General features: G+C 61.4%; 20 protein-coding genes. 9 read left to right on the top strand and 11 right to left on the bottom strand.

The window, feature by feature from the left end:
• Nucleotides 1–34: 34 nt before the first annotated feature.
• Nucleotides 35–589, bottom strand: a complete 555-nt coding sequence (locus tag CCGE531_RS10595; protein ID WP_120666703.1) for an alpha/beta hydrolase — start codon at nt 587–589, stop codon at nt 35–37.
• A gap of 171 nt (nt 590–760) precedes the next feature.
• Here CCGE531_RS10595 and CCGE531_RS10590 point away from each other — a divergent pair, with 171 nt between their 5' ends.
• Nucleotides 761–1,567 (top strand): DUF2189 domain-containing protein, encoded by an 807-nt coding sequence (locus CCGE531_RS10590; RefSeq protein ID WP_120666701.1) that lies wholly within the window; start codon nt 761–763, stop codon nt 1,565–1,567.
• 124 nt (nt 1,568–1,691) lie between these two features.
• Complete coding sequence (locus tag CCGE531_RS10585) at nt 1,692–2,114, top strand: low affinity iron permease family protein (protein WP_120664119.1); 423 nt, start codon at nt 1,692–1,694, stop codon at nt 2,112–2,114.
• Nucleotides 2,115–2,142: 28 nt separating this feature from the next.
• On the opposite strand, the gene CCGE531_RS10580 is transcribed toward CCGE531_RS10585, so the two are convergent.
• The 5 genes from CCGE531_RS10580 to CCGE531_RS10560 form a co-directional block, all read right to left on the bottom strand.
• Complete coding sequence (locus CCGE531_RS10580; protein ID WP_245458833.1) at nt 2,143–2,556, bottom strand: hypothetical protein; 414 nt, start codon at nt 2,554–2,556, stop codon at nt 2,143–2,145.
• A 112-nt stretch (nt 2,557–2,668) separates the two neighbouring features.
• On the bottom strand, nt 2,669–3,970 hold the full coding sequence (gene purB, locus CCGE531_RS10575) for an adenylosuccinate lyase (protein ID WP_120664118.1): 1,302 nt from the start codon (nt 3,968–3,970) through the stop codon (nt 2,669–2,671).
• Between the two features lie 117 nt (nt 3,971–4,087).
• Nucleotides 4,088–4,609 carry a hypothetical protein gene (locus CCGE531_RS10570; RefSeq protein ID WP_245458832.1) on the bottom strand — a complete coding sequence of 174 codons (522 nt, stop codon included), beginning with the start codon at nt 4,607–4,609 and terminating at the stop codon, nt 4,088–4,090.
• A complete protein-coding gene (gene rpe / locus CCGE531_RS10565; RefSeq protein ID WP_120664116.1) occupies nt 4,596–5,282 on the bottom strand; it encodes a ribulose-phosphate 3-epimerase in 687 nt (228 codons plus the stop codon). Before rpe ends, CCGE531_RS10570 begins: the two co-directional genes overlap by 14 nt.
• A gap of 184 nt (nt 5,283–5,466) precedes the next feature.
• Nucleotides 5,467–6,546 carry an ABC transporter substrate-binding protein gene (locus tag CCGE531_RS10560; protein ID WP_120664115.1) on the bottom strand — a complete coding sequence of 360 codons (1,080 nt, stop codon included), beginning with the start codon at nt 6,544–6,546 and terminating at the stop codon, nt 5,467–5,469.
• 168 nt (nt 6,547–6,714) lie between these two features.
• On the opposite strand from CCGE531_RS10560, the gene CCGE531_RS10555 reads away from it, so the two are divergent.
• Genes CCGE531_RS10555 through CCGE531_RS10525 form a run of 7 tightly spaced genes read left to right on the top strand, consistent with a single transcriptional unit; the run spans nt 6,715 to nt 12,408 of the window.
• Complete coding sequence (locus CCGE531_RS10555) at nt 6,715–7,209, top strand: flavin reductase family protein (RefSeq protein WP_120666698.1); 495 nt, start codon at nt 6,715–6,717, stop codon at nt 7,207–7,209.
• Between the two features lie 19 nt (nt 7,210–7,228).
• Entirely contained in the window at nt 7,229–8,158 is a 930-nt protein-coding gene (locus CCGE531_RS10550) for a MoxR family ATPase (protein WP_120664114.1), read from the top strand.
• Nucleotides 8,159–8,161: 3 nt separating this feature from the next.
• The gene (locus CCGE531_RS10545) at nt 8,162–9,406 is read left to right on the top strand and encodes a VWA domain-containing protein (RefSeq protein WP_120664113.1); all 1,245 of its coding nucleotides are present in this window, start codon (nt 8,162–8,164) and stop codon (nt 9,404–9,406) included.
• A 10-nt stretch (nt 9,407–9,416) separates the two neighbouring features.
• Complete coding sequence (locus CCGE531_RS10540) at nt 9,417–9,746, top strand: XdhC family protein (protein ID WP_047633158.1); 330 nt, start codon at nt 9,417–9,419, stop codon at nt 9,744–9,746.
• A complete protein-coding gene (locus CCGE531_RS10535; protein WP_120664112.1) occupies nt 9,746–10,453 on the top strand; it encodes an XdhC family protein in 708 nt (235 codons plus the stop codon). Before CCGE531_RS10540 ends, CCGE531_RS10535 begins: the two co-directional genes overlap by 1 nt.
• Nucleotides 10,450–12,084, top strand: a complete 1,635-nt coding sequence (locus CCGE531_RS10530; RefSeq protein WP_120664111.1) for a molybdopterin-binding/glycosyltransferase family 2 protein — start codon at nt 10,450–10,452, stop codon at nt 12,082–12,084. Before CCGE531_RS10535 ends, CCGE531_RS10530 begins: the two co-directional genes overlap by 4 nt.
• Nucleotides 12,085–12,087: 3 nt before the next feature.
• Complete coding sequence (locus CCGE531_RS10525) at nt 12,088–12,408, top strand: TfoX/Sxy family protein (protein ID WP_120664110.1); 321 nt, start codon at nt 12,088–12,090, stop codon at nt 12,406–12,408.
• A gap of 3 nt (nt 12,409–12,411) precedes the next feature.
• Here the strand turns inward: CCGE531_RS10525 and CCGE531_RS10520 are convergent, their stop codons facing one another.
• From CCGE531_RS10520 to CCGE531_RS10500, 5 genes are all read right to left on the bottom strand, one after another.
• The gene (locus tag CCGE531_RS10520) at nt 12,412–12,834 is read right to left on the bottom strand and encodes an NUDIX domain-containing protein (RefSeq protein WP_120664109.1); all 423 of its coding nucleotides are present in this window, start codon (nt 12,832–12,834) and stop codon (nt 12,412–12,414) included.
• 36 nt (nt 12,835–12,870) lie between these two features.
• Entirely contained in the window at nt 12,871–14,391 is a 1,521-nt protein-coding gene (locus tag CCGE531_RS10515; RefSeq protein WP_120664108.1) for a DEAD/DEAH box helicase, read from the bottom strand.
• Between the two features lie 197 nt (nt 14,392–14,588).
• Nucleotides 14,589–15,905, bottom strand: a complete 1,317-nt coding sequence (locus tag CCGE531_RS10510) for a M23 family metallopeptidase (RefSeq protein WP_120664107.1) — start codon at nt 15,903–15,905, stop codon at nt 14,589–14,591.
• Between the two features lie 116 nt (nt 15,906–16,021).
• Entirely contained in the window at nt 16,022–16,852 is an 831-nt protein-coding gene (locus tag CCGE531_RS10505) for a ferritin-like domain-containing protein (protein WP_120664106.1), read from the bottom strand.
• 4 nt (nt 16,853–16,856) lie between these two features.
• Nucleotides 16,857–17,339, bottom strand: a complete 483-nt coding sequence (locus tag CCGE531_RS10500) for a peroxiredoxin (protein ID WP_245458831.1) — start codon at nt 17,337–17,339, stop codon at nt 16,857–16,859.
• Nucleotides 17,340–17,416: the final 77 nt, after the last annotated feature.

The raw sequence follows: 17,416 nt of genomic DNA, 5'->3' as shown, positions 1-17,416 counted from the left end.
AGCGCACTACTATCCACCGTTGTTTCCGGCGCAATCAAGGCTTCAGCTGGCTGAGGAACTTGGCGAAGACCATCGTGCCTTCAGGCCATGGGCCGTGCCCGGATTCGGTATTGATATGGCCGGCTTCGCCGGCATCGATCAGCAGCGAGCCCCAGCTGTTGGCGACATCATCCGCATGCTCGTAACTGCCGAAGGGGTCGTTGCGGCTTGCGATGGTGACGGATGGAAACGGCAGGGGATCGCGAGGATAGGGGCCGAAGGTCATCAGATGCTTGGGCCGGATGCCGGAATTGGCGACATCCGGCGGCGCCACCAGGAAAGCGCCGGCAACCTTGTTGCGGAAATGCGGGATCGCATGGATCATAGAGGGGACGCCCAGCGAATGTGCGACAAGCACCACGGGCTTATCCGAAGCGTTCACTTCCTCGGCAATGCGGGCGATCCAGTCATCGCGCACCGGCTTCGACCATTCCGCCTGCTCCACGCGCCGCGCTGTCGAGAGCTTCTGCTCCCAGCGCGTCTGCCAATGGTCAGGACCGGAATTCGTATAACCGGGGATAATGAGAATGTTTGCGTCGGAGGCTTTCATGATTGCGCCGATGTGGAAAAGGGGAGCCCAACTGTCAAGTGAGAAAGGCGACAATTGCGGCAAAATTTGCTAATATCGCCGCTGCCGGTAGCGAATGAGAATGTCGGCAGCCATTTTTGCCGTCATTTTGCGCCGCCAGCCGAGCACATCGAGGTTGAGGAGGAGAGCATTATGACGGCCTTTCACGTCATGGTCGGAGCGGACCATACATTTACCCGCCCCGCCATCCGCAAGATCGGCATTGCTGACCTCGTCGATGCCCTGAAACTGGGGCTGGACGACTTCAGCGAAAAGCCATCGCACTACGTGTTCCTGTGCCTGATGTATCCGATTGCGGGCATCGCGCTTGCGATCTGGAGCACGGACCAGAACCTGCTGCCGCTGCTGTTTCCATTGATGTCGGGCTTTGCCCTGCTGGGTCCCATCGCGGCAATCGGCCTTTACGAGATCAGCCGACGGCGGGAGAAGGGGCTGGATACGTCGTGGAGCCATGCTTTCGAGGTCCGTTTCTCGCCAGCCTTGCCGTCGATCATCGTCGCCGGCCTCATGCTGTTCGGCCTTTTCATCGTCTGGCTCTTCGTGGCGCAGAATCTCTACTTCATCTATTTCGGCGATGGTGCGCCGCCCAAGCTCACATCCTTCGTGTCGAGTATCCTGACCACGCCCCAAGGTTTGGCGATGATGTTCTGGGGCAATCTCCTCGGCTTCATCTTTGCGCTTGTCGTGCTGGCGACCACGGTCGTTACCTTCCCGCTGCTGCTGGACCGCGATGTCGGTGTCGTGGCCGCCATCGACGCCAGCATCCGGGCGACGTTGATCAATCCGATACCGGTGGCGGTCTGGGGCCTGATCGTGGCGGCGCTGCTGGTGGTCGGCACGATCCCGATCTTTGCGGGGCTGGCCGTGATCATGCCCATACTGGGCCACGCTACGTGGCATCTCTATCGCAAGCTGGTGGTGCCGATCGAGTCTCACTAGACGCCGGCTCATGGTTCCCGTCCATTCGGCGGGAACCAGCGTGACCTTGCAGCGTTGATCTGCGTCTATCCCGCGATTGGAATAAATTTGCGGGATAGATGGAGTTCAGCCGAGGATAAGGTTCATGGCAAGGCTCAAACATATCTTCGCTCGTTTCGCCACGGTGGTTTCGGAAGGGGCGGGAAAACCGGTCATTTTCATACTAGCCCTGCTGTCGGTCGTCGTCTGGGGCTTCACCGGACCGATCTTCAGCTTTTCCGAAACCTGGCAGCTCGTCATAAACACAGGCACGACGATCGTCACTTTCCTGATGGTCTTCCTGTTGCAGAACGCGCAGACGCGCGACACGCGAGCCATCCAGGCCAAGCTCAACGAGCTTATCCTGACCAGCGCCGCGGAAAACCGCTTCATCGGCATCGAGAACCTGGACGAGGAGGATTTGAAGCACCTCGACCGTCTGGTGGCGAAGGCGGCCAGGCGCGACGGCAACAGCGAAGGAGGATCGCCGCAAAGATCGATCCATCGGAAAATCAGACGCGAAAGGTAGACGCGCCGAGCCCATGGCTCCCGACCAGTCAGCGCTTGCCCTGCTTCGGGATAACGTAACGTTCGTGCGTGTCCAGCTCGTCGGGATCGACCGATACGACCGACTGCGCTCCTCCGGTCTCGGATACGAGAATGAACGAGCAGGGGTCCGGGGTGGCGTCATTTGCAAGAAGCAAGGACCTGCCGAGCAGTCGTGCCAGCCGTGCACCACTTTCAATGATATCGGGCTGTTGAAAATTTTCCGAAAGATAGATGGTCACGATTTGCGAATAGGCATCTTCCGATGTGCCGCCGACCACGCAAGTGACGGGCGCATCGCGCATTTCGCGGATGTCGTGGACGATGTCCACGCTCTGCATGCCCAGATCGAGCATCGCCGCGATGCAGCCTCTCAGCAGGTCATCATCCGCGGGATTTTGCAGCGCTGCGTCGAACCAGATCATTGCTTGCACACCGGGTTGGAATATTCACTGCCAGGATCTTATCCGCAAAACGCAAGGAGCGGCGCGTTTTCCGCGCCGCTCCTTCAAAATCAGATCGATGGATCGGTCGGCCTTAACCGAAAACCCGCTTGAAGATCGTGTCGACATGCTTGGTGTGATAGCCAAGGTCGAATTTCTCACGGATATCCTCTTCGGAAAGCGCCGCGCGCACTTCCTGGTCGGCAAGCAGCTCCTCAAGGAAATCCTTGCCCTGTTCCCAGACTTTCATGGCGTTGCGCTGCACGAGGCGATAGGAATCTTCGCGGGAAACGCCTGCCTGAGTGAGGGCCAGCAGCACCCGCTGCGAATGAACAAGTCCACGGAACTTGTTCAAGTTGTTCATCATATTGTCCGGGTAGACAAGCAGCTTGTCGATGACGCTGGTGATGCGGGCGAGCGCGAAATCGAGTGTGACGGTCCCATCCGGGCCGATCATGCGCTCGACGGACGAATGGGAAATATCGCGCTCATGCCAGAGGGCGACGTTTTCCATGGCGGGCATGGCGTAGGAGCGGACCATGCGGGCAAGGCCCGTCAGGTTTTCCGTCAATACCGGATTGCGCTTGTGCGGCATGGCCGACGAGCCCTTCTGGCCTGGAGAGAAATATTCCTCCACTTCCAGAACCTCGGTACGCTGCAGATGGCGGATCTCGGTGGCGAGGCGCTCGATCGAGGAGGCGACGACGCCAAGGGTCGCGAAGAACATCGCGTGGCGGTCGCGCGGGATGACCTGGGTGGAGACCGGCTCAGGCTTCAGGCCGAGGGCGGCGGCGACATGTTCCTCGACGCGGGGATCGATGTTGGCGAAAGTGCCGACGGCGCCCGAGATGGCGCAGGTGGCGACTTCCTCGCGAGCCGCGATCAGGCGCTGCTTGCAGCGCTCGAATTCGGCATAGGCGAGCGCCAGCTTGACGCCGAAGGTCGTGGGTTCGGCATGGATGCCGTGCGAGCGGCCGATGGTGACGGTATCCTTGTGCTCGAAGGCGCGGCGCTTCAGCGCCTCCAGCAGCTTGTCGATATCGGCAAGCAGCAGGTCGCTGGCGCGGACGAGCTGGACGTTGAAGCAGGTGTCGAGCACGTCGGACGAGGTCATGCCCTGGTGTACGAAGCGGGCGTCCGGTCCGACGATTTCGGCAAGATGCGTCAGGAAGGCGATGACGTCGTGCTTGGTGACGGCTTCGATCTCATCGATGCGGGCAACGTCGAAGGTGGCCTTGCCGCCCTTTTCCCAGATCGTGTCCGCCGCCGACTTCGGAATGACGCCGAGAGCTGCCAGCGCATCACAGGCATGGGCCTCGATCTCGAACCAGATACGGAATTTGGTTTCGGGCGACCAGATGGCGACCATTTCCGGTCGGGAGTAGCGCGGGATCATGGGCTCAAAGCTTTCTTGGCTAATGGGAAAGGAAACCTCGGCGCCCCCATAACAAAGACGGGCGGCAATCACAACGTTTGTTGGCACAATGTTTGTCGGGCCGATCCTTCGTACGCCTCAATGCGTCCGTCGCGCAAGATAGGCGGAAACGGCGATCAGGCACGGGAGGCCGAACGGCAGAAACAGGGGTAAGCCGAGAATTGCGAACTGGTAGACGGCGCTGGCGCCGGTGTACAGGAACTGGAATGTCCAGATAAGCGAGCCGAATGGCGCATGCCAGCGCGAATAGAACCAGCGATAGTCCATGGCGAAGAGAAACGCCGTCATGGCGGCGGTGCCGATGGAGAGCATCAGAAAGAAAGCGGCGAAGCGCGCGCCGGCCGGCCGGCTACGGGTGACGCGTCGGGTGAGCGGCACGAGAATGGGCCAGGCGAGGGCGCCGCCGAAGAAGTAGACCAGCGCAAGAGCCGGGAGATGACTGGTCAGAAGGCCATTGCGCCAATAGAGGGCGGCGAGCGCCGAAGCGGCCATGGCTGCGCCCCAACAGACTGCATTGCGGAAAACTTCGAGGCAGCGCGATGCGACGGTCCGTGGCCGGCCCGCCGCCATGATGGCAGTGGTCGGACTAGTTTGATCCAACGCGGCCTCGTTCGGCGGCGGCCCGGAGGCCGCCGACTGTCTGGCGGTAGGCATCGACCGATTCGCCCTTGAAGATTGCCGAGCCCGCCACGAGGACATTGGCGCCGGAAGCCGTGATGAGAGGCGCGGTTTCGACCGAGACGCCGCCATCGACTTCGAGTTCGATCGGGCGGTCACCGATCAGGGACTTGGCGTTGCGGATCTTGTCGGCCATGGCGGGAATGAATTTCTGGCCGCCGAAGCCCGGATTGACCGACATGATCAGGATCAGGTCGATATCGTCGAGCACGTTTTCCAGCACGGAGAGCGGCGTTGCCGGATTGAGGGTGACGCCGACCTTCTTGCCGAGATGGCGGATGGTCTGCAGCGAGCGGTGCAGATGCACGCCGGCCTCGGCATGGACCGTGATGCGGTCGCAACCCGCCTTGGCGAAGGCTTCCAGATAGGGATCGGCGGGCGAGATCATCAGATGGCAGTCGAAGGTCGCGGTCGTATAGGGGCGCAGCGCCTTGATGACATCGGCGCCGAAGGAGATGTTCGGCACGAAATGGCCGTCCATGACATCCAGGTGGATCCAGTCGGCTCCGGCTTCGGTCACATCCTTGACTTCCTGTCCGAGCTTGGCGAAGTCGGCTGCGAGAATGGAAGGGGCGATACGGATCGGCAAGGTCATGGGTGGCTGAGCTCCAACTGATTTCTACAGCGCCGCGCGTCACATGTGACGCGCCAAGGTCGCTGTAGCGCTTTAAAGTTGCTGCATAATTTAATCCTAAAATCGATGCCGATTTAAGGAATTATGCAGTGGCGTCTGGATTAGCACCGCTGTCGCGGGCAAACAACCGCCCGAACGGATCGCCTCAGTTCAACGGTGTCACCGGCACGAAGGCATTGCCGCGCCATTCCAGCAGGCGATAGGGGTTTTCGGTCAATTCGTGGTTCTGCCCGAAGGAGATCTGGCCTATTGCCGTCTGGAATGCCGTGCCGACGAGCTTATCGGCAACGGGCTTATTTTCCGCTTTCGCGCCTTCCGCTGCCTGGCTGGCGATCTGTGCCGCGGCCGCGGCCGGCAGAATATAACCGTCCGGTTCGATGCCGCCGGCGCGCATGGCCTGGACAGTCTGCTGTGCCGCTGGCAGGCTTGCAGCGTCAGGCAGTGCGATCGCCTGCACGCCTTCCAGCAAAGGCAAGGGCGTATCGGCTGCACGCATCGCGTCGCCACCCATCAGGGCCAGCGGAATGTTTTCGCCCTTGGCGTCGCGCGCGATGACGGCGACATCGCTGCGGTCGCCGCCGATGAAGACATGCGTGGCGCCGGCTTTCTTCAAGCGACGGACAAGAGCGATCTGCTGATCCTGGCCGGGACGGTAAGTGTCGTTGAAGACTGGCTTCAGCCCTTTTTCCTCGAGCGCGTTTCTGATCGCGCCCACCAGTTCGCGGCCGTGGATGGTGCCGTCGTCGATCAGCGCCATCGGCTCGGCTGCCCAGTCTTTCAGGATAGTATTGATCGCGACGGCAGCCTCGGCGCTATCCACGGGTGCGAGGCGAAACAGCGGCCAGCCATTCTTCAGCGCGTCTTCCATCAAGATGCGGGAACGTACGGAAACGGTAATGGCCGGGATGCCGGCTTCCTTGAGGCGCGGAAGCGCGCCTTCCAACGTTTCCGTGCACAGGAAGCCGATCGCGATCTGCGCCTTGGCCGTGATCAATGCCTCGGCGACAGCCCGGCCGCCGTCCTCGGTGCAGGGTTCGTCGATGACGGTCGCCGTATCCTTTTGAGCCTGGATCTCGAAATTGGCCCCAGTGGTGATTTCAGCACCCAGCGTTGCGAAATTGCCGCCCTGCGGTGCCACCACGCCGATATTGATTCCCGCGGCGTAGCTGCTGCCGGCCGCAGAAAGCAGCACGAACAGAAGCGGAAGGCGACGCAGAACGTTCATCGATGGATTATCCCGGACAATTTTCTGCTCTATTTATCCGCCTGATGGGCATCGTCAAAGAAAAAGCAACAAAATGGCTCTGATTTCAATGGCGCTATTGTAGAAAAGCTAATACCTGGCCGCCATATTGAGCGAAAGACAAGGTATCACGGGAATATGGAGACGGTGATGCTAGACAGGCAGCGTATGGATCCGGCGCTCTATCGAGATGCCATGAGCCGCTATGCGGGGCATGTGCAGCTGGTGACGACGGCGCTCGGCGCGGAGCGGCGCGGCGTGACGATCACGGCCGCCTGCTCGGTGTCGGACAGCCCTGCGACGGTTCTCATCTGCGTCAACAACAGCAACGCCAAGAACGAGATCTTCTTCAATAGCGGCATTTTTGCCCTGAATACGCTCGGTGCGGATCACCAGTCCCTGGCCGACGCCTTTTCCGGGAAGACGCAGCTGACCACCGACGAGCGCTTTGCAACCGGCAAGTTCGAGACGCTGGTGACGGGCGCGCCTGTCCTAAGCGACGCGTTGGCCGCTTTCGATTGCCGCGTGATCGAGATCAAGCAGGCCTCCACGCACAACATCATCTTCGGCGAGGTGATGGCCGTACGCTACAGCGAGCCAAAGCCGGCATTGCTCTATATGAACCGGGGCTATCACACGCTATAACCCCTTCAAGGGAGTTATCATGGCGGATCAGACATTACCTTCGCTACCGGGTTCCATCGATGAGACGATGGCTTTGCTCGGCGCGCATGACTATCTGGCCGGACGCGCGCTTGGCACCGTCCTGTTTCTCGCATTGAAGATGAAGCGGCCGCTCTTTCTCGAGGGCGAGGCCGGTGTCGGCAAGACCGAAATCGCCAAGGTCCTGTCGAAGGCGCTCGATCGCCCGCTGATCCGCTTGCAATGCTATGAGGGGCTGGATGTCTCCTCCGCCGTCTACGAATGGAACTATCCGGCGCAGATGCTGGAAATCCGTCTCGCGGAGGCATCCGGTCACACCGACCGCGACCGCATCGAGGCCGATATCTTCTCCGAGCGTTATCTCATTCGCCGGCCGGTGCTGCAGGCGCTGTCGGGTGTCGGTGGACGCGCGCCGGTGTTCCTGATCGACGAGCTTGATCGCACCGACGAGGCTTTCGAGGCATTCCTGCTGGAAGTGCTGTCCGATTTTCAGGTGACGGTGCCGGAACTCGGGACGATCCGCGCTGCCGAGCCGCCCATCGTTATCATCACCACGAACCGCACGCGCGAAGTCCACGACGCGTTGAAGCGGCGCTGCCTCTATCATTGGGTCGATTATCCCGAGGCCGGGCAGGAGCTGGAAATCATTCGCCACAAGGTGCCAGGCTGCAACGAGGCGCTCTCACGTCAGATCGTCGCCTATGTGCAGAAGCTGCGCACGCTCGATCTCTTCAAGAATCCAGGCGTTGCCGAAACGATCGACTGGGCGACCGCCTTGACCGAACTCGATCGGCTGGCGCTCGATCCCGAGACCGTTTCGGACACGTTGGGGACGCTGCTGAAATACCAGGACGATATCGCCCGCATCCAGGGCGCCGAGGGCAGGCGTGTACTGGACGAGGTGAAATCCGAACTGCTGGCGGCGGGATGAGCCATGGAGCCGAGTGCGCAGGATGGCATCATCGTTGCGCCGTCACCGCCCGGTGACGGGCGCCTTGCCGATAATATCGTGCTGTTCGGTCGGGTGCTTCGCAAGGCCGGCCTGAAAATCGGGCCTGGGGCGATAGCCGATGCCATCGAAGCGGTCGAGGCCATCGGCATCGGCTCCCGCGAGGAGTTCCACGCCGCCCTTTGTTCCGTCTTCGTCAAGCGCCATGAAGATCTCGCAGTATTCGACGAGGCGTTCCGGCTGTTCTGGCGCTCGCGCGATCTCGTCGCGAAAATGATCGCGCTGATGTCGCCGGTCGCCCCGGATCATCGAGAGAAGGAAAAGCCGAAGCCGGGCGAGAGCCGGGCAAGCGATGCGTTACTCAGCGACCGCAACGACCGACGCCCGCAGCGCGAGACTCCAGATATCGAGATAGATGCGCGATTTACCAGCTCCGGCAGCGAGGTGTTGCGCCACCTGGATTTCGCGCAGATGTCGGCTGCGGAGATTACCATCGCCAGGAAGGAGCTGGAGAAGCTGCGATTGCCGCTGGACCGCGTGCGCACGCGCCGCTTCAAGGCATCCCTTAGACCGGGCAAAGTGGATCCGCGCGCAACGATGCGCTCCGCCTTGCGCACGGGAGGCGCGCTGATCCTGCCGCGTTTTCGACGGCCGAGGGAATTGCAGCCGCCATTGGTCGTGCTTGCCGATATCTCGGGCTCGATGAGCCAATATACGCGCATCTTCCTGCATTTCCTGCATGTGCTCACCGAACGGCGTCGGCGCGTGCATACGTTCCTGTTCGGAACGCGGCTGACCAATGTCACCAGAGCGATGCGCCACAAGGACCCCGATCAGGCGCTGGACGAATGCGCGGCGGCGGTGCGCGACTGGTCTGGCGGGACGCGGATCGGCGAGACGTTGAAGGAGTTCAACCTGATATGGGCGCGCCGGGTGCTGGGGCAGGGCGCGATTGTGCTCTTGATTACCGACGGGCTGGAGCGCGAAGGCGTCGAGCTGCTCGCGCAAGAGATGGATCGCCTGCATCGCTCCTGCCGGCGGCTCATCTGGCTCAATCCGCTCTTGCGGTTCGAGGGTTTCGAGGCGCGGGCGCGCGGCGTAAAAGCAATGCTGCCGCATGTTGACGAATTCCGTCCCGTTCACAATCTATTATCTCTGGCCGATCTCGTATCGGCCCTCACAGCCGGCCGCGCGGATACCTATGATCCACGACGGTTCCTCGGCAAATAATGAGGCTCCGATGTCAGATATATCCGAAAGTCTGGATCCGCTTGTCATTGCGGAGGAATGGGTGTCAGCAGGCCGCAATGTGGCCATGGCGACCGTTGTCGATACCTGGGGGTCGGCACCGCGCCCGTCCGGCAGTCATCTCGTGATCGACGGCGAGGGCAATTTCCATGGTTCTGTTTCGGGCGGCTGCGTCGAAGGCGCCGTCATCACCGAGGCGCTCGACGTCATCGAAACGGGCAAGTCGCGCATGCTGGAGTTCGGCGTCGCTGATGAGACGGCCTGGCGCGTCGGCCTCTCCTGCGGCGGCCGCATCCGCGTCTATGTCGAAAGGCTCGCCTAATGGACCGTCTGATACTGGCGCGGCTGAATGAAATGCGGCGCAAGCGACAAGCGGCGATCCTTGTCACCGATCTCTCCGGCGGGCCAGATCGACTCATCGTCGAAGGCGACGCGCTGGAAGGCGCTCTGGCCGATGCTGCTTCGTCGGCATTCCGTTCGGGCAAATCGGCGGCGCTTGAGATCGAAGGGCAGAGCCTGTTCTTCAACGTCCATCTGCCGCCGCCGCGCATCGTCGTCATCGGTGCCGTGCATATCAGCCAGGTCCTGGCGCGCATGGCGGCGCTTGCAGGCTTCGATGTGACGATCATCGATCCGCGCACCGCCTTTGCAACGCCGGAGCGCTTCGAAGGCATCGACCTGATCGCCGATTGGCCCGCCGATGCGTTGAAGGAACGGCCGCTCGACAGCTATATGGCACTGATTGCCGTCACCCACGATCCGAAGGTCGACGACGAGCCGGTCATTCAGGCACTGAGAACGGGCTGTTTCTACGTTGGCGCGCTCGGCAGCCGCAAGACGCATGCCGGGCGTCTGGAGCGCTTGAGGCGGGAAGGTGTGGCGGAAACTGATCTTACCCGCATCCATGCGCCGATCGGGCTTCCCATCGGCGCCGCAAGCCCGGCCGAGATCGCCGTCGCCATTCTGGCCGAGATCATCGGCTCCCTTCGCGGGCGTGACGTCTCATCGCCAAAGGGCGCCAAACCATGATCTTCGGCGAATTTCAGACGGTGGAGGCGGAGGGCGCCGTTCTCGCGCATTCCATTCGGATCTCCGATGGCAGCTTTTCCAAGGGGCATAAGCTTGCTGGCGGAGACATCGAACGGCTTGCTGCCGCCGGGATAGAGCGTGTCATTGCCGCGCGCATCGAGCCGGGCGACCTCATGGAGGACGAGGCGGCCGAACGGCTGGCGCGAGCTATCGCTCCCGATCATCTGACCTTCTCTAAGGCGGCGACGGGGCGGGTGAACGTCCACAGCGCAGTCGACGGCCTATTCGTCGCAAACCGTGCAGCGGTCGATCAGCTCAACAGCGTCGATCCGGCGATCACCCTTGCCTGTCTCGCGGATCGCGTGCCGGTGCGATCGGGTGACATGGTGGCGACCTTCAAGATCATTCCTCTCGCCGTTCCCGGGGCCAAAGTTGCCGAAGGCGTCGAAATTCTGCGGCGTATGCCGGTCTTCGAGGTCAAGCCCTTCGCGCCGCACGCTATATCGCTCGTCGCCACGGAGCTGCCGTCGCTGAAGGCTTCGGTGATGGACAAGACGGCGCGGATCCTGTCGCAGCGGCTGCAGCCATCGGGCAGCGTGCTGCAGCGGGAAGAGCGGGTTGCGCATCGGGCGAATGCCGTTGCCGACGCAATCTGCCGTGCGCTGGAGGCGCGCGACCAACTGCCGAAGCTGGTGGTCGTCTTTGGCGCCTCGGCCGTCATCGATGCCGGCGATGTCATTCCGGAAGCGATCAGGCTTGCCGGCGGCGAGGTTATTCAGGTCGGCATGCCGGTCGATCCCGGTAATCTTCTCGTGCTTGGAAGAGTAGGCGGTGTTCACATCGTCGGGGCACCCGGATGCGCGCGCAGCCCGAAGGAGAATGGTTTCGACTGGGTGCTGGATCGCATATTAGCCGGCGAACGACCGACGTCGCGGGACATAAGCGGCATGGGCGTTGGAGGATTGCTCATGGAAATTCAGTCACGGCCGCGGCCACGCGACATCGTTGCCAAGCCAGCCGCGCGGATATCGGTTGCCGTCGTGCTGCTGGCCGCCGGAAAGGCGAGCCGCATGGGCGAGGGCGGTTCGCACAAGCTTCTGGCGGAATTCGACGGTGTTCCGCTGGTTCGCCGTTCGGCGTCCATCGCCATTGCCAGCGGCGCATCGGATATCGTCGCGGTCACCGGACATCGCTGTGACGAGATCGAAGATGCGTTGCGCGATCTCGCTGTCGAGCAGGTCTTCAATCCGGATTATGCCTCCGGCATGGCGAGTTCGCTGGTCGCGGGCGTCGGCACGCAGGCGGCGCAAAGGGCTGATGGCGTTCTTGTCATGCTGGCCGATATGCCTAGCGTCACCAGCGACGATCTGAAAACCCTGATCGCCGCTTTCCGTGAGGCGAACGGCCAGGCGATCGTGCGGGCGGCGTCCGCGGGCAAGCGCGGCAATCCCGTCATCCTGCCGAGATCTGTCTTGAACGCCGTAGTGCGGCTGGAGGGCGATGTGGGCGCCCGGCATATTATCGAGACATCGGGGCTTCCGGTTATCGACGTCGAGATCGGCAAGGCGGCACATCTCGATGTCGACACGCCCGAGGCAGTCGTCGCGGCCGGCGGCGTTTTGAAGGGGTAGGGAATGGACAATACCGACATCGAGGAGATGTTTCAGTCTCTCGGGCCGATCACCATCAAACGGATGTTCGGCGGCAAGGGGATCTACCATATGGGGCGGATCCTGGCGCTCGAAGTGGACGACGAGATTCTCCTGAAAGCGGACGATGCCAGCGCTTCCGAATTCGAGGCAGCCGGCTCGCGGCGCTGGGCCTATGAAGGCAAGAAGGGCAAGGCGATCAACATGCCTTATTGGTCGATACCCGACGATGCGTTCGACGATCCGGATGTGATGGCGCGATGGGTCAGGCTCGCCTATGAGGCGGCACGTCGCTCGGATAAGTAGACGTCAGCGGAAATCTTCTTCGCCCAGATGGGCGATGGTTGCCTTGGCGAATTCGGAAAGCTGAGCCGGCAGCTCGTCGCGGCCGAACCAGCCGAAATCGGAGAGCTTGTCGGGTTCCCTCAGGCGAGGCTCGCCGGAAAAATCCCTGCAGACATAGATCAGCGAAATCCAGTGCTGCTGGTCAGCCTCGATGATGACTTCTTCTGTGCAGAGATAGTCGATCCTGCCGATGGAGAGACCGCTCTCCTCTTCAGCCTCGCGGACGACGGCCTTGGCGGCAGGCTCCATGTGATCGACCTTGCCGCCGCCGATGCTCCACAAGCCGGCTTCCGGTGCCTTGAGGCGCCGATAGAGCAAAAGCTTGCCGTCCCGCAATATTGCGAGACCGGTTCCTAATCCTGGGAAATCGATGCCGGGCTTACCCATGCGTACATCCCGAGATGTGCAGCTAAATGGGAGCTATCAGGCCTTGGCGCTTGCCACGATGAGCATGAAAGCCGGGATATCATCACCGAAGCCGACCGGGGTCGGGCCGTCATCATGGTCACGGTAGCGGTTGCGGCGCTCGCGATTGTCATCGTTGGCAGCAGGGAAGGGCCGGTTGTTGTTATTGCGAGAACTGTTGTTGGATTTGTTGTTGCTCTCGGACTTGCGCTCGTTTCTCACGCTTTCAGCCTTTGCTGGTGCTGCTTCGATCACTGCGACGCCATTATCCTCGACGTCGATATCAGATTTATGACTCGAGGCACTCCGGCCTCTGGGGCTGCGATCACGCTCGCGGCCTCTGCCTTTCGGCTCGCGGCGGCGAGAAGAACGATTGTCGTCCCCACCTTCTTCGGCCGGCGGCAGCGCCGACAGATCGCCGTTCAGCCACTGCACGTCCTCGCCGATCAACTTCTCGATGGCGTCGACGTGCTTGGTGTCGCGCTTCGTCACGATGGTGAAGGCGGCGCCGGAACGGCCGGCGCGACCGGTGCGGCCGATGCGATGGACATAATCTTCCGAATGAATCGGAACATCGAAATTGAAGACGTGACCGACATCGGGAAGATCGAGACCCCGGGCTGCGACGTCGGAGGCGACGAGAAGCTGGATTTGTCCGTCACGGAAGTTCTGCAACATCGTCGTGCGCGAACGCTGGTCCATGTCGCCATGCAGGGCGCCGACGGAGAAGCCGTGCCGTTCGAGCGAGCGGAAGAGATCGGCCACATCCTTCTTGCGATTGCAGAAGATGATCGCGTTCTTGAGATCCGTCTGTGCGCGGACGAGGTCGCGCAGCGTGGCGCGCTTCTCGTAATCCTTGCCATGCGAGGCAACGAAGCGCTGCGTCACGGTCTTGGCCGTCGATGCCGGCTTGGCGACTTCGACACGTTCCGGGTTCTGCAGGAAGCGGTCGGCCAGCTTCTGGATTTCCGCCGGCATCGTCGCCGAGAAGAACAGTGTCTGGCGCGTGAAGGGGATGAGCTTGGCGATGCGCTCGATATCAGGGATAAAGCCCATGTCGAGCATGCGGTCGGCCTCGTCGATGACGAAGATTTCGACGCCGCTCATCAGCAGTTTGCCACGTTCGAAATGGTCCAGCAGGCGGCCGGGCGTGCAGATCAGCACATCGGCGCCGCGCTCAAGCTTGCGATCCTGCTCTTCGAAGGAGACACCGCCGATCAAAAGGGCGATGTTGAGGCGATGGTTCTTGCCGTACTTCTCGAAGTTTTCGGCGACCTGGGCCGCCAGTTCGCGCGTCGGCTCCAGGATCAGCGTGCGCGGCATGCGCGCACGGGCGCGGCCCTTTTCGAGCAGCGTCAGCATCGGCAGCACGAAAGAGGCTGTCTTGCCGGTTCCCGTCTGGGCAATGCCGCAGATGTCGCGGCGCTGAAGCGCAAACGGGATGGCACCGGCCTGGATCGGAGTCGGTGTGGTGTAGCCCGCGTCAGTTACCGCGGAAAGGACTTTTTGGCTCAGGCCAAGGTCAGCAAATGTTGTCAAAGGGAAATCTAGTTCCGTCTTGGTTCAGTCGAACACCATGAGTCGACACATGGAAACGTGCCGCAACGCAGCGCGACATAGAACCAAATGTCCGTGAAGTCAAGGAAAGCAGGTGCTTCAACGGACCTGAAGTTCATTCATAACGCAATTTTTGGATTAGTGCCATGTTTGTTGCGCGTTTGTCACAATTCCGGCAGCTAAATTGCGCCGAGGCCGCTGATGTAACCCGCAAGTTTCGTGCCGGCATTGATGAAATACATCGGGTCTACCGGATGCCCATTCTCGCGGACTTCGTAATGCAGATGCGTTCCTGTCGAACGCCCGGTGCTGCCGGCAAGACCCACTACGTCGCCTGCGCCGACCTTGTCGCCGACCTTGACGACGACCTGCTCCATATGGCCGTAGCGCGTGGAGATACCGTCGCCATGTTCGATCTCCACCATATTGCCGTAACCGCCCGTCCACCCGGCCGCGATGACCTTGCCGGGGGCGGTGGCCTTGACCTTCTCGCCAGGGCTGAAATGGAAATCCGTGCCTGTGTGGAGCGCCAGCGTGCCGAAGAAAGGGTCCTTGCGATTGCCGAAGGGGCTGGTGACGAGCTTGCCCGCCGCCGGGTTGCGGAAAGGCAGGCTTTCGGCCGCGCCCCGCACGGTTTCCAGATGCGTCAATGCGGTATCGAGGTCCGCCATCGACCGTTCGAACCGATCCACATTTTCAGGCGGCACATAAGGTCCACCCACGCCGTCATCGGCATCCCCGCGCTTCGCGGCCGCCACCTCGTTCGGAACCTTGACCCCGACATTGTGCATGATCGTCTGGATTTCGTTCGCAGTCGCGGAAGCATCGACCGTGAGATTGTTGATCCGGGTCAGTTGATCCTGTTCGATATGCTTCAGCGACAACGTTACCTTCGAGAAGACGCGATCGGCGCGATCGGCGACTGTTTCCGGCGCGGGGACATAGGCGAGCGTGGAATTGTCAGGCGTCGCGTCGGCCGGCTTGCCCCCCTGAAGAAGCGTCTCGATCGCCTTCGGCGCTGTCAGCTGGGCGTGCTCGTTCCTGGGGGCAGCGGCGTTCGCATCCGGGTGCGCGCTCTTGTTCGTAAGGCCGGAGCTTTCTGCCCTGTCGAGCAAGGTGCCGAGTTTGCCATTGCGGGATGAAAGCTGCTGCTGTTGTTCGATCAGCTTGTCGACCTTTTCCTCCACGACCTGTTGATCAAGGAGCTGACGGGAGGTCACGCGGTCGACCTGGGCGCGCAATGCGGCGATGCGGTCCTCGTAGTCATATTGCATGCGCGCCTGGCGGGCCATCGTCGCGCCGATCAGATCGTCGCGCAGCACGAGGTAGGACGTCGCAAGCAGATAGCCGATCGAAAAGATCCCGGCCAGACAGACGGCAACGGCGGCCATCCAGGGGCGCACGGTCATATGGCGCACCGTATCGCCGCTCGCGACGATAATGGTGTGGTGTCGCTGCTGCTTGCCGAAAACCCGATTCTGAGGCTTTGCTGTCACCGAGAATCTCCCAATGGATGCCTTGTGGCATTGATTGGGAAGTACACGGCATTATGGTTAATGAATACTTTCCGGCGCATCGTCAAATACCGGAAAAAGCCTTTAATGTTAGTGGATTATGCGCTGCTTGTAGATGTTAACGAGCGATAGAAGGAGGGAGTCAGTCCTGCTTCCGCTCGTGCGATGTCGTTGAACGGTGCCTTGAGGGAGCCGCGGAAGTTGGCGCGCACCAATTCCTGGAAGGTGCGGGCCGGATCGCGCTTCTCCCGCGCGCACAGGAATCGGAACCATTTGGCACCGACGGCGACATGGCCTTTTTCATCATTATAGATGACGTCGAGGATGGCGGCGCTCTCCAGATCGCCGGTTTCGCGCATTTTCGCCTGCAGCGCCGGTGTCACGTCCAGGCCCCTCGCTTCGAGGATCAACGGCACGACGGCGAGGCGAGCGGTCAGATCGGTCCGGGTCGCATGGGCTGCCTGCCACAGGCCGTCATGGGCGGGAAGATCGCCATAGTCGGCGCCCAGTTCGCGCAGGCGCGCCCGCACCATGCGGAAATGCTTGGCTTCCTCGAAGGCGACCTGCATCCAGCCGTCGAAGAAGGAATTGGGGACCGGGCCCGTCGCGAAGCGGGCGACGATATCCAGCGCCAGATCGACGGCGTTCAATTCGATATGGGCGATGGCGTGCAGAAGAGCGATGCGGCCCTTGAGCGTATGCAGGGAACGCTTCTCCATATTTTTAGGCGGCACCAATTCCGGTTTTTCCGGCCGGCCGGGGCGATCGGCGAGCGGCGGATCGAGCGGTGAACGTAGCGACAGGGTACGGGCAAACCAGCGCCTTGCCGATTCCTGGGCAAGCTCGGTCTTCAGATCGAGATCGGCCGAACGGATGGCGGCGATGGCGCCGCCACGCAGCGAGGTAATCGGTTCGAGATTGTCCGTCATGCCGTCAGAGTTCCGTCGCGGCGGCCAGAACGGCCTCGGCGTGCCCCGCGACCTTGACCTTGTCCCATATTCTGGCGACCCGGCCATCGGCGCCGATCAGGAAGGTGGAGCGCACGACACCCATATAGGTGCGGCCATACATGCTCTTCTCCCGCCAGACGCCATAGGCTGTCGCCATGGTCTTCTCCTCGTCGGAGGCAAGCGGCACGGAGAGCGCATGTTTCTTGACGAATTTGTCATGGCTCTTGACCGGGTCCGGCGACACGCCGAGGAGGGCAACACCCGCCTTGGCGAAAGCGGCTGCGAGCGCAGTGAAGGAAATCGATTCCGTCGTGCAGGCCGTGGTGTCGTCCTTGGGGTAGAAATAGACCACCAGCGGCTTCCCAGTAAAATCAGCAAGACCAATGCGGCCGCCACCATCGCGCGGAAGATCGAAATCCGGTGCCTTGTCGCCGATGCAGAGTTGAAATGGAAAAACTTCCGCCACGGGAAAACCTTTCTTTTGCCGGTTTTTTAGATGACACTTGAGGGAAGCCATATATACTGCCCACGTGTGCCGTCCAA

The sequence above is a fragment of the Rhizobium sp. CCGE531 genome (assembly GCF_003627795.1).
GTDB lineage: Bacteria > Pseudomonadota > Alphaproteobacteria > Rhizobiales > Rhizobiaceae > Rhizobium.
Note: the sequence above shows the minus strand (reverse complement) of the source record. Positions and strands in the feature narration are given on the sequence as shown.

Excerpts from the sequence above, each read along its gene's own strand:
- CCGE531_RS10560 (WP_120664115.1), bottom strand. The coding sequence starts at position 6,546 with ATGAACGTTCTGCGTCGCCTTCCGCTTCTGTTCGTGCTGCTTTCTGCG.
- rpe (WP_120664116.1), bottom strand. The coding sequence starts at position 5,282 with ATGACCTTGCCGATCCGTATCGCCCCTTCCATTCTCGCAGCCGACTTC.
- CCGE531_RS10545 (WP_120664113.1), top strand. The coding sequence starts at position 8,162 with ATGGAGCCGAGTGCGCAGGATGGCATCATCGTTGCGCCGTCACCGCCC.
- purB (WP_120664118.1), bottom strand. The coding sequence starts at position 3,970 with ATGATCCCGCGCTACTCCCGACCGGAAATGGTCGCCATCTGGTCGCCC.
- CCGE531_RS10590 (WP_120666701.1), top strand. The coding sequence starts at position 761 with ATGACGGCCTTTCACGTCATGGTCGGAGCGGACCATACATTTACCCGC.
- CCGE531_RS10580 (WP_245458833.1), bottom strand. The coding sequence starts at position 2,556 with ATGATCTGGTTCGACGCAGCGCTGCAAAATCCCGCGGATGATGACCTG.
- CCGE531_RS10595 (WP_120666703.1), bottom strand. The coding sequence starts at position 589 with ATGAAAGCCTCCGACGCAAACATTCTCATTATCCCCGGTTATACGAAT.
- CCGE531_RS10540 (WP_047633158.1), top strand. The coding sequence starts at position 9,417 with ATGTCAGATATATCCGAAAGTCTGGATCCGCTTGTCATTGCGGAGGAA.
- CCGE531_RS10520 (WP_120664109.1), bottom strand. The coding sequence starts at position 12,834 with ATGGGTAAGCCCGGCATCGATTTCCCAGGATTAGGAACCGGTCTCGCA.
- CCGE531_RS10530 (WP_120664111.1), top strand. The coding sequence starts at position 10,450 with ATGATCTTCGGCGAATTTCAGACGGTGGAGGCGGAGGGCGCCGTTCTC.
- CCGE531_RS10525 (WP_120664110.1), top strand. The coding sequence starts at position 12,088 with ATGGACAATACCGACATCGAGGAGATGTTTCAGTCTCTCGGGCCGATC.
- CCGE531_RS10505 (WP_120664106.1), bottom strand. The coding sequence starts at position 16,852 with ATGACGGACAATCTCGAACCGATTACCTCGCTGCGTGGCGGCGCCATC.
- CCGE531_RS10535 (WP_120664112.1), top strand. The coding sequence starts at position 9,746 with ATGGACCGTCTGATACTGGCGCGGCTGAATGAAATGCGGCGCAAGCGA.
- CCGE531_RS10550 (WP_120664114.1), top strand. The coding sequence starts at position 7,229 with ATGGCGGATCAGACATTACCTTCGCTACCGGGTTCCATCGATGAGACG.
- CCGE531_RS10585 (WP_120664119.1), top strand. The coding sequence starts at position 1,692 with ATGGCAAGGCTCAAACATATCTTCGCTCGTTTCGCCACGGTGGTTTCG.
- CCGE531_RS10555 (WP_120666698.1), top strand. The coding sequence starts at position 6,715 with ATGCTAGACAGGCAGCGTATGGATCCGGCGCTCTATCGAGATGCCATG.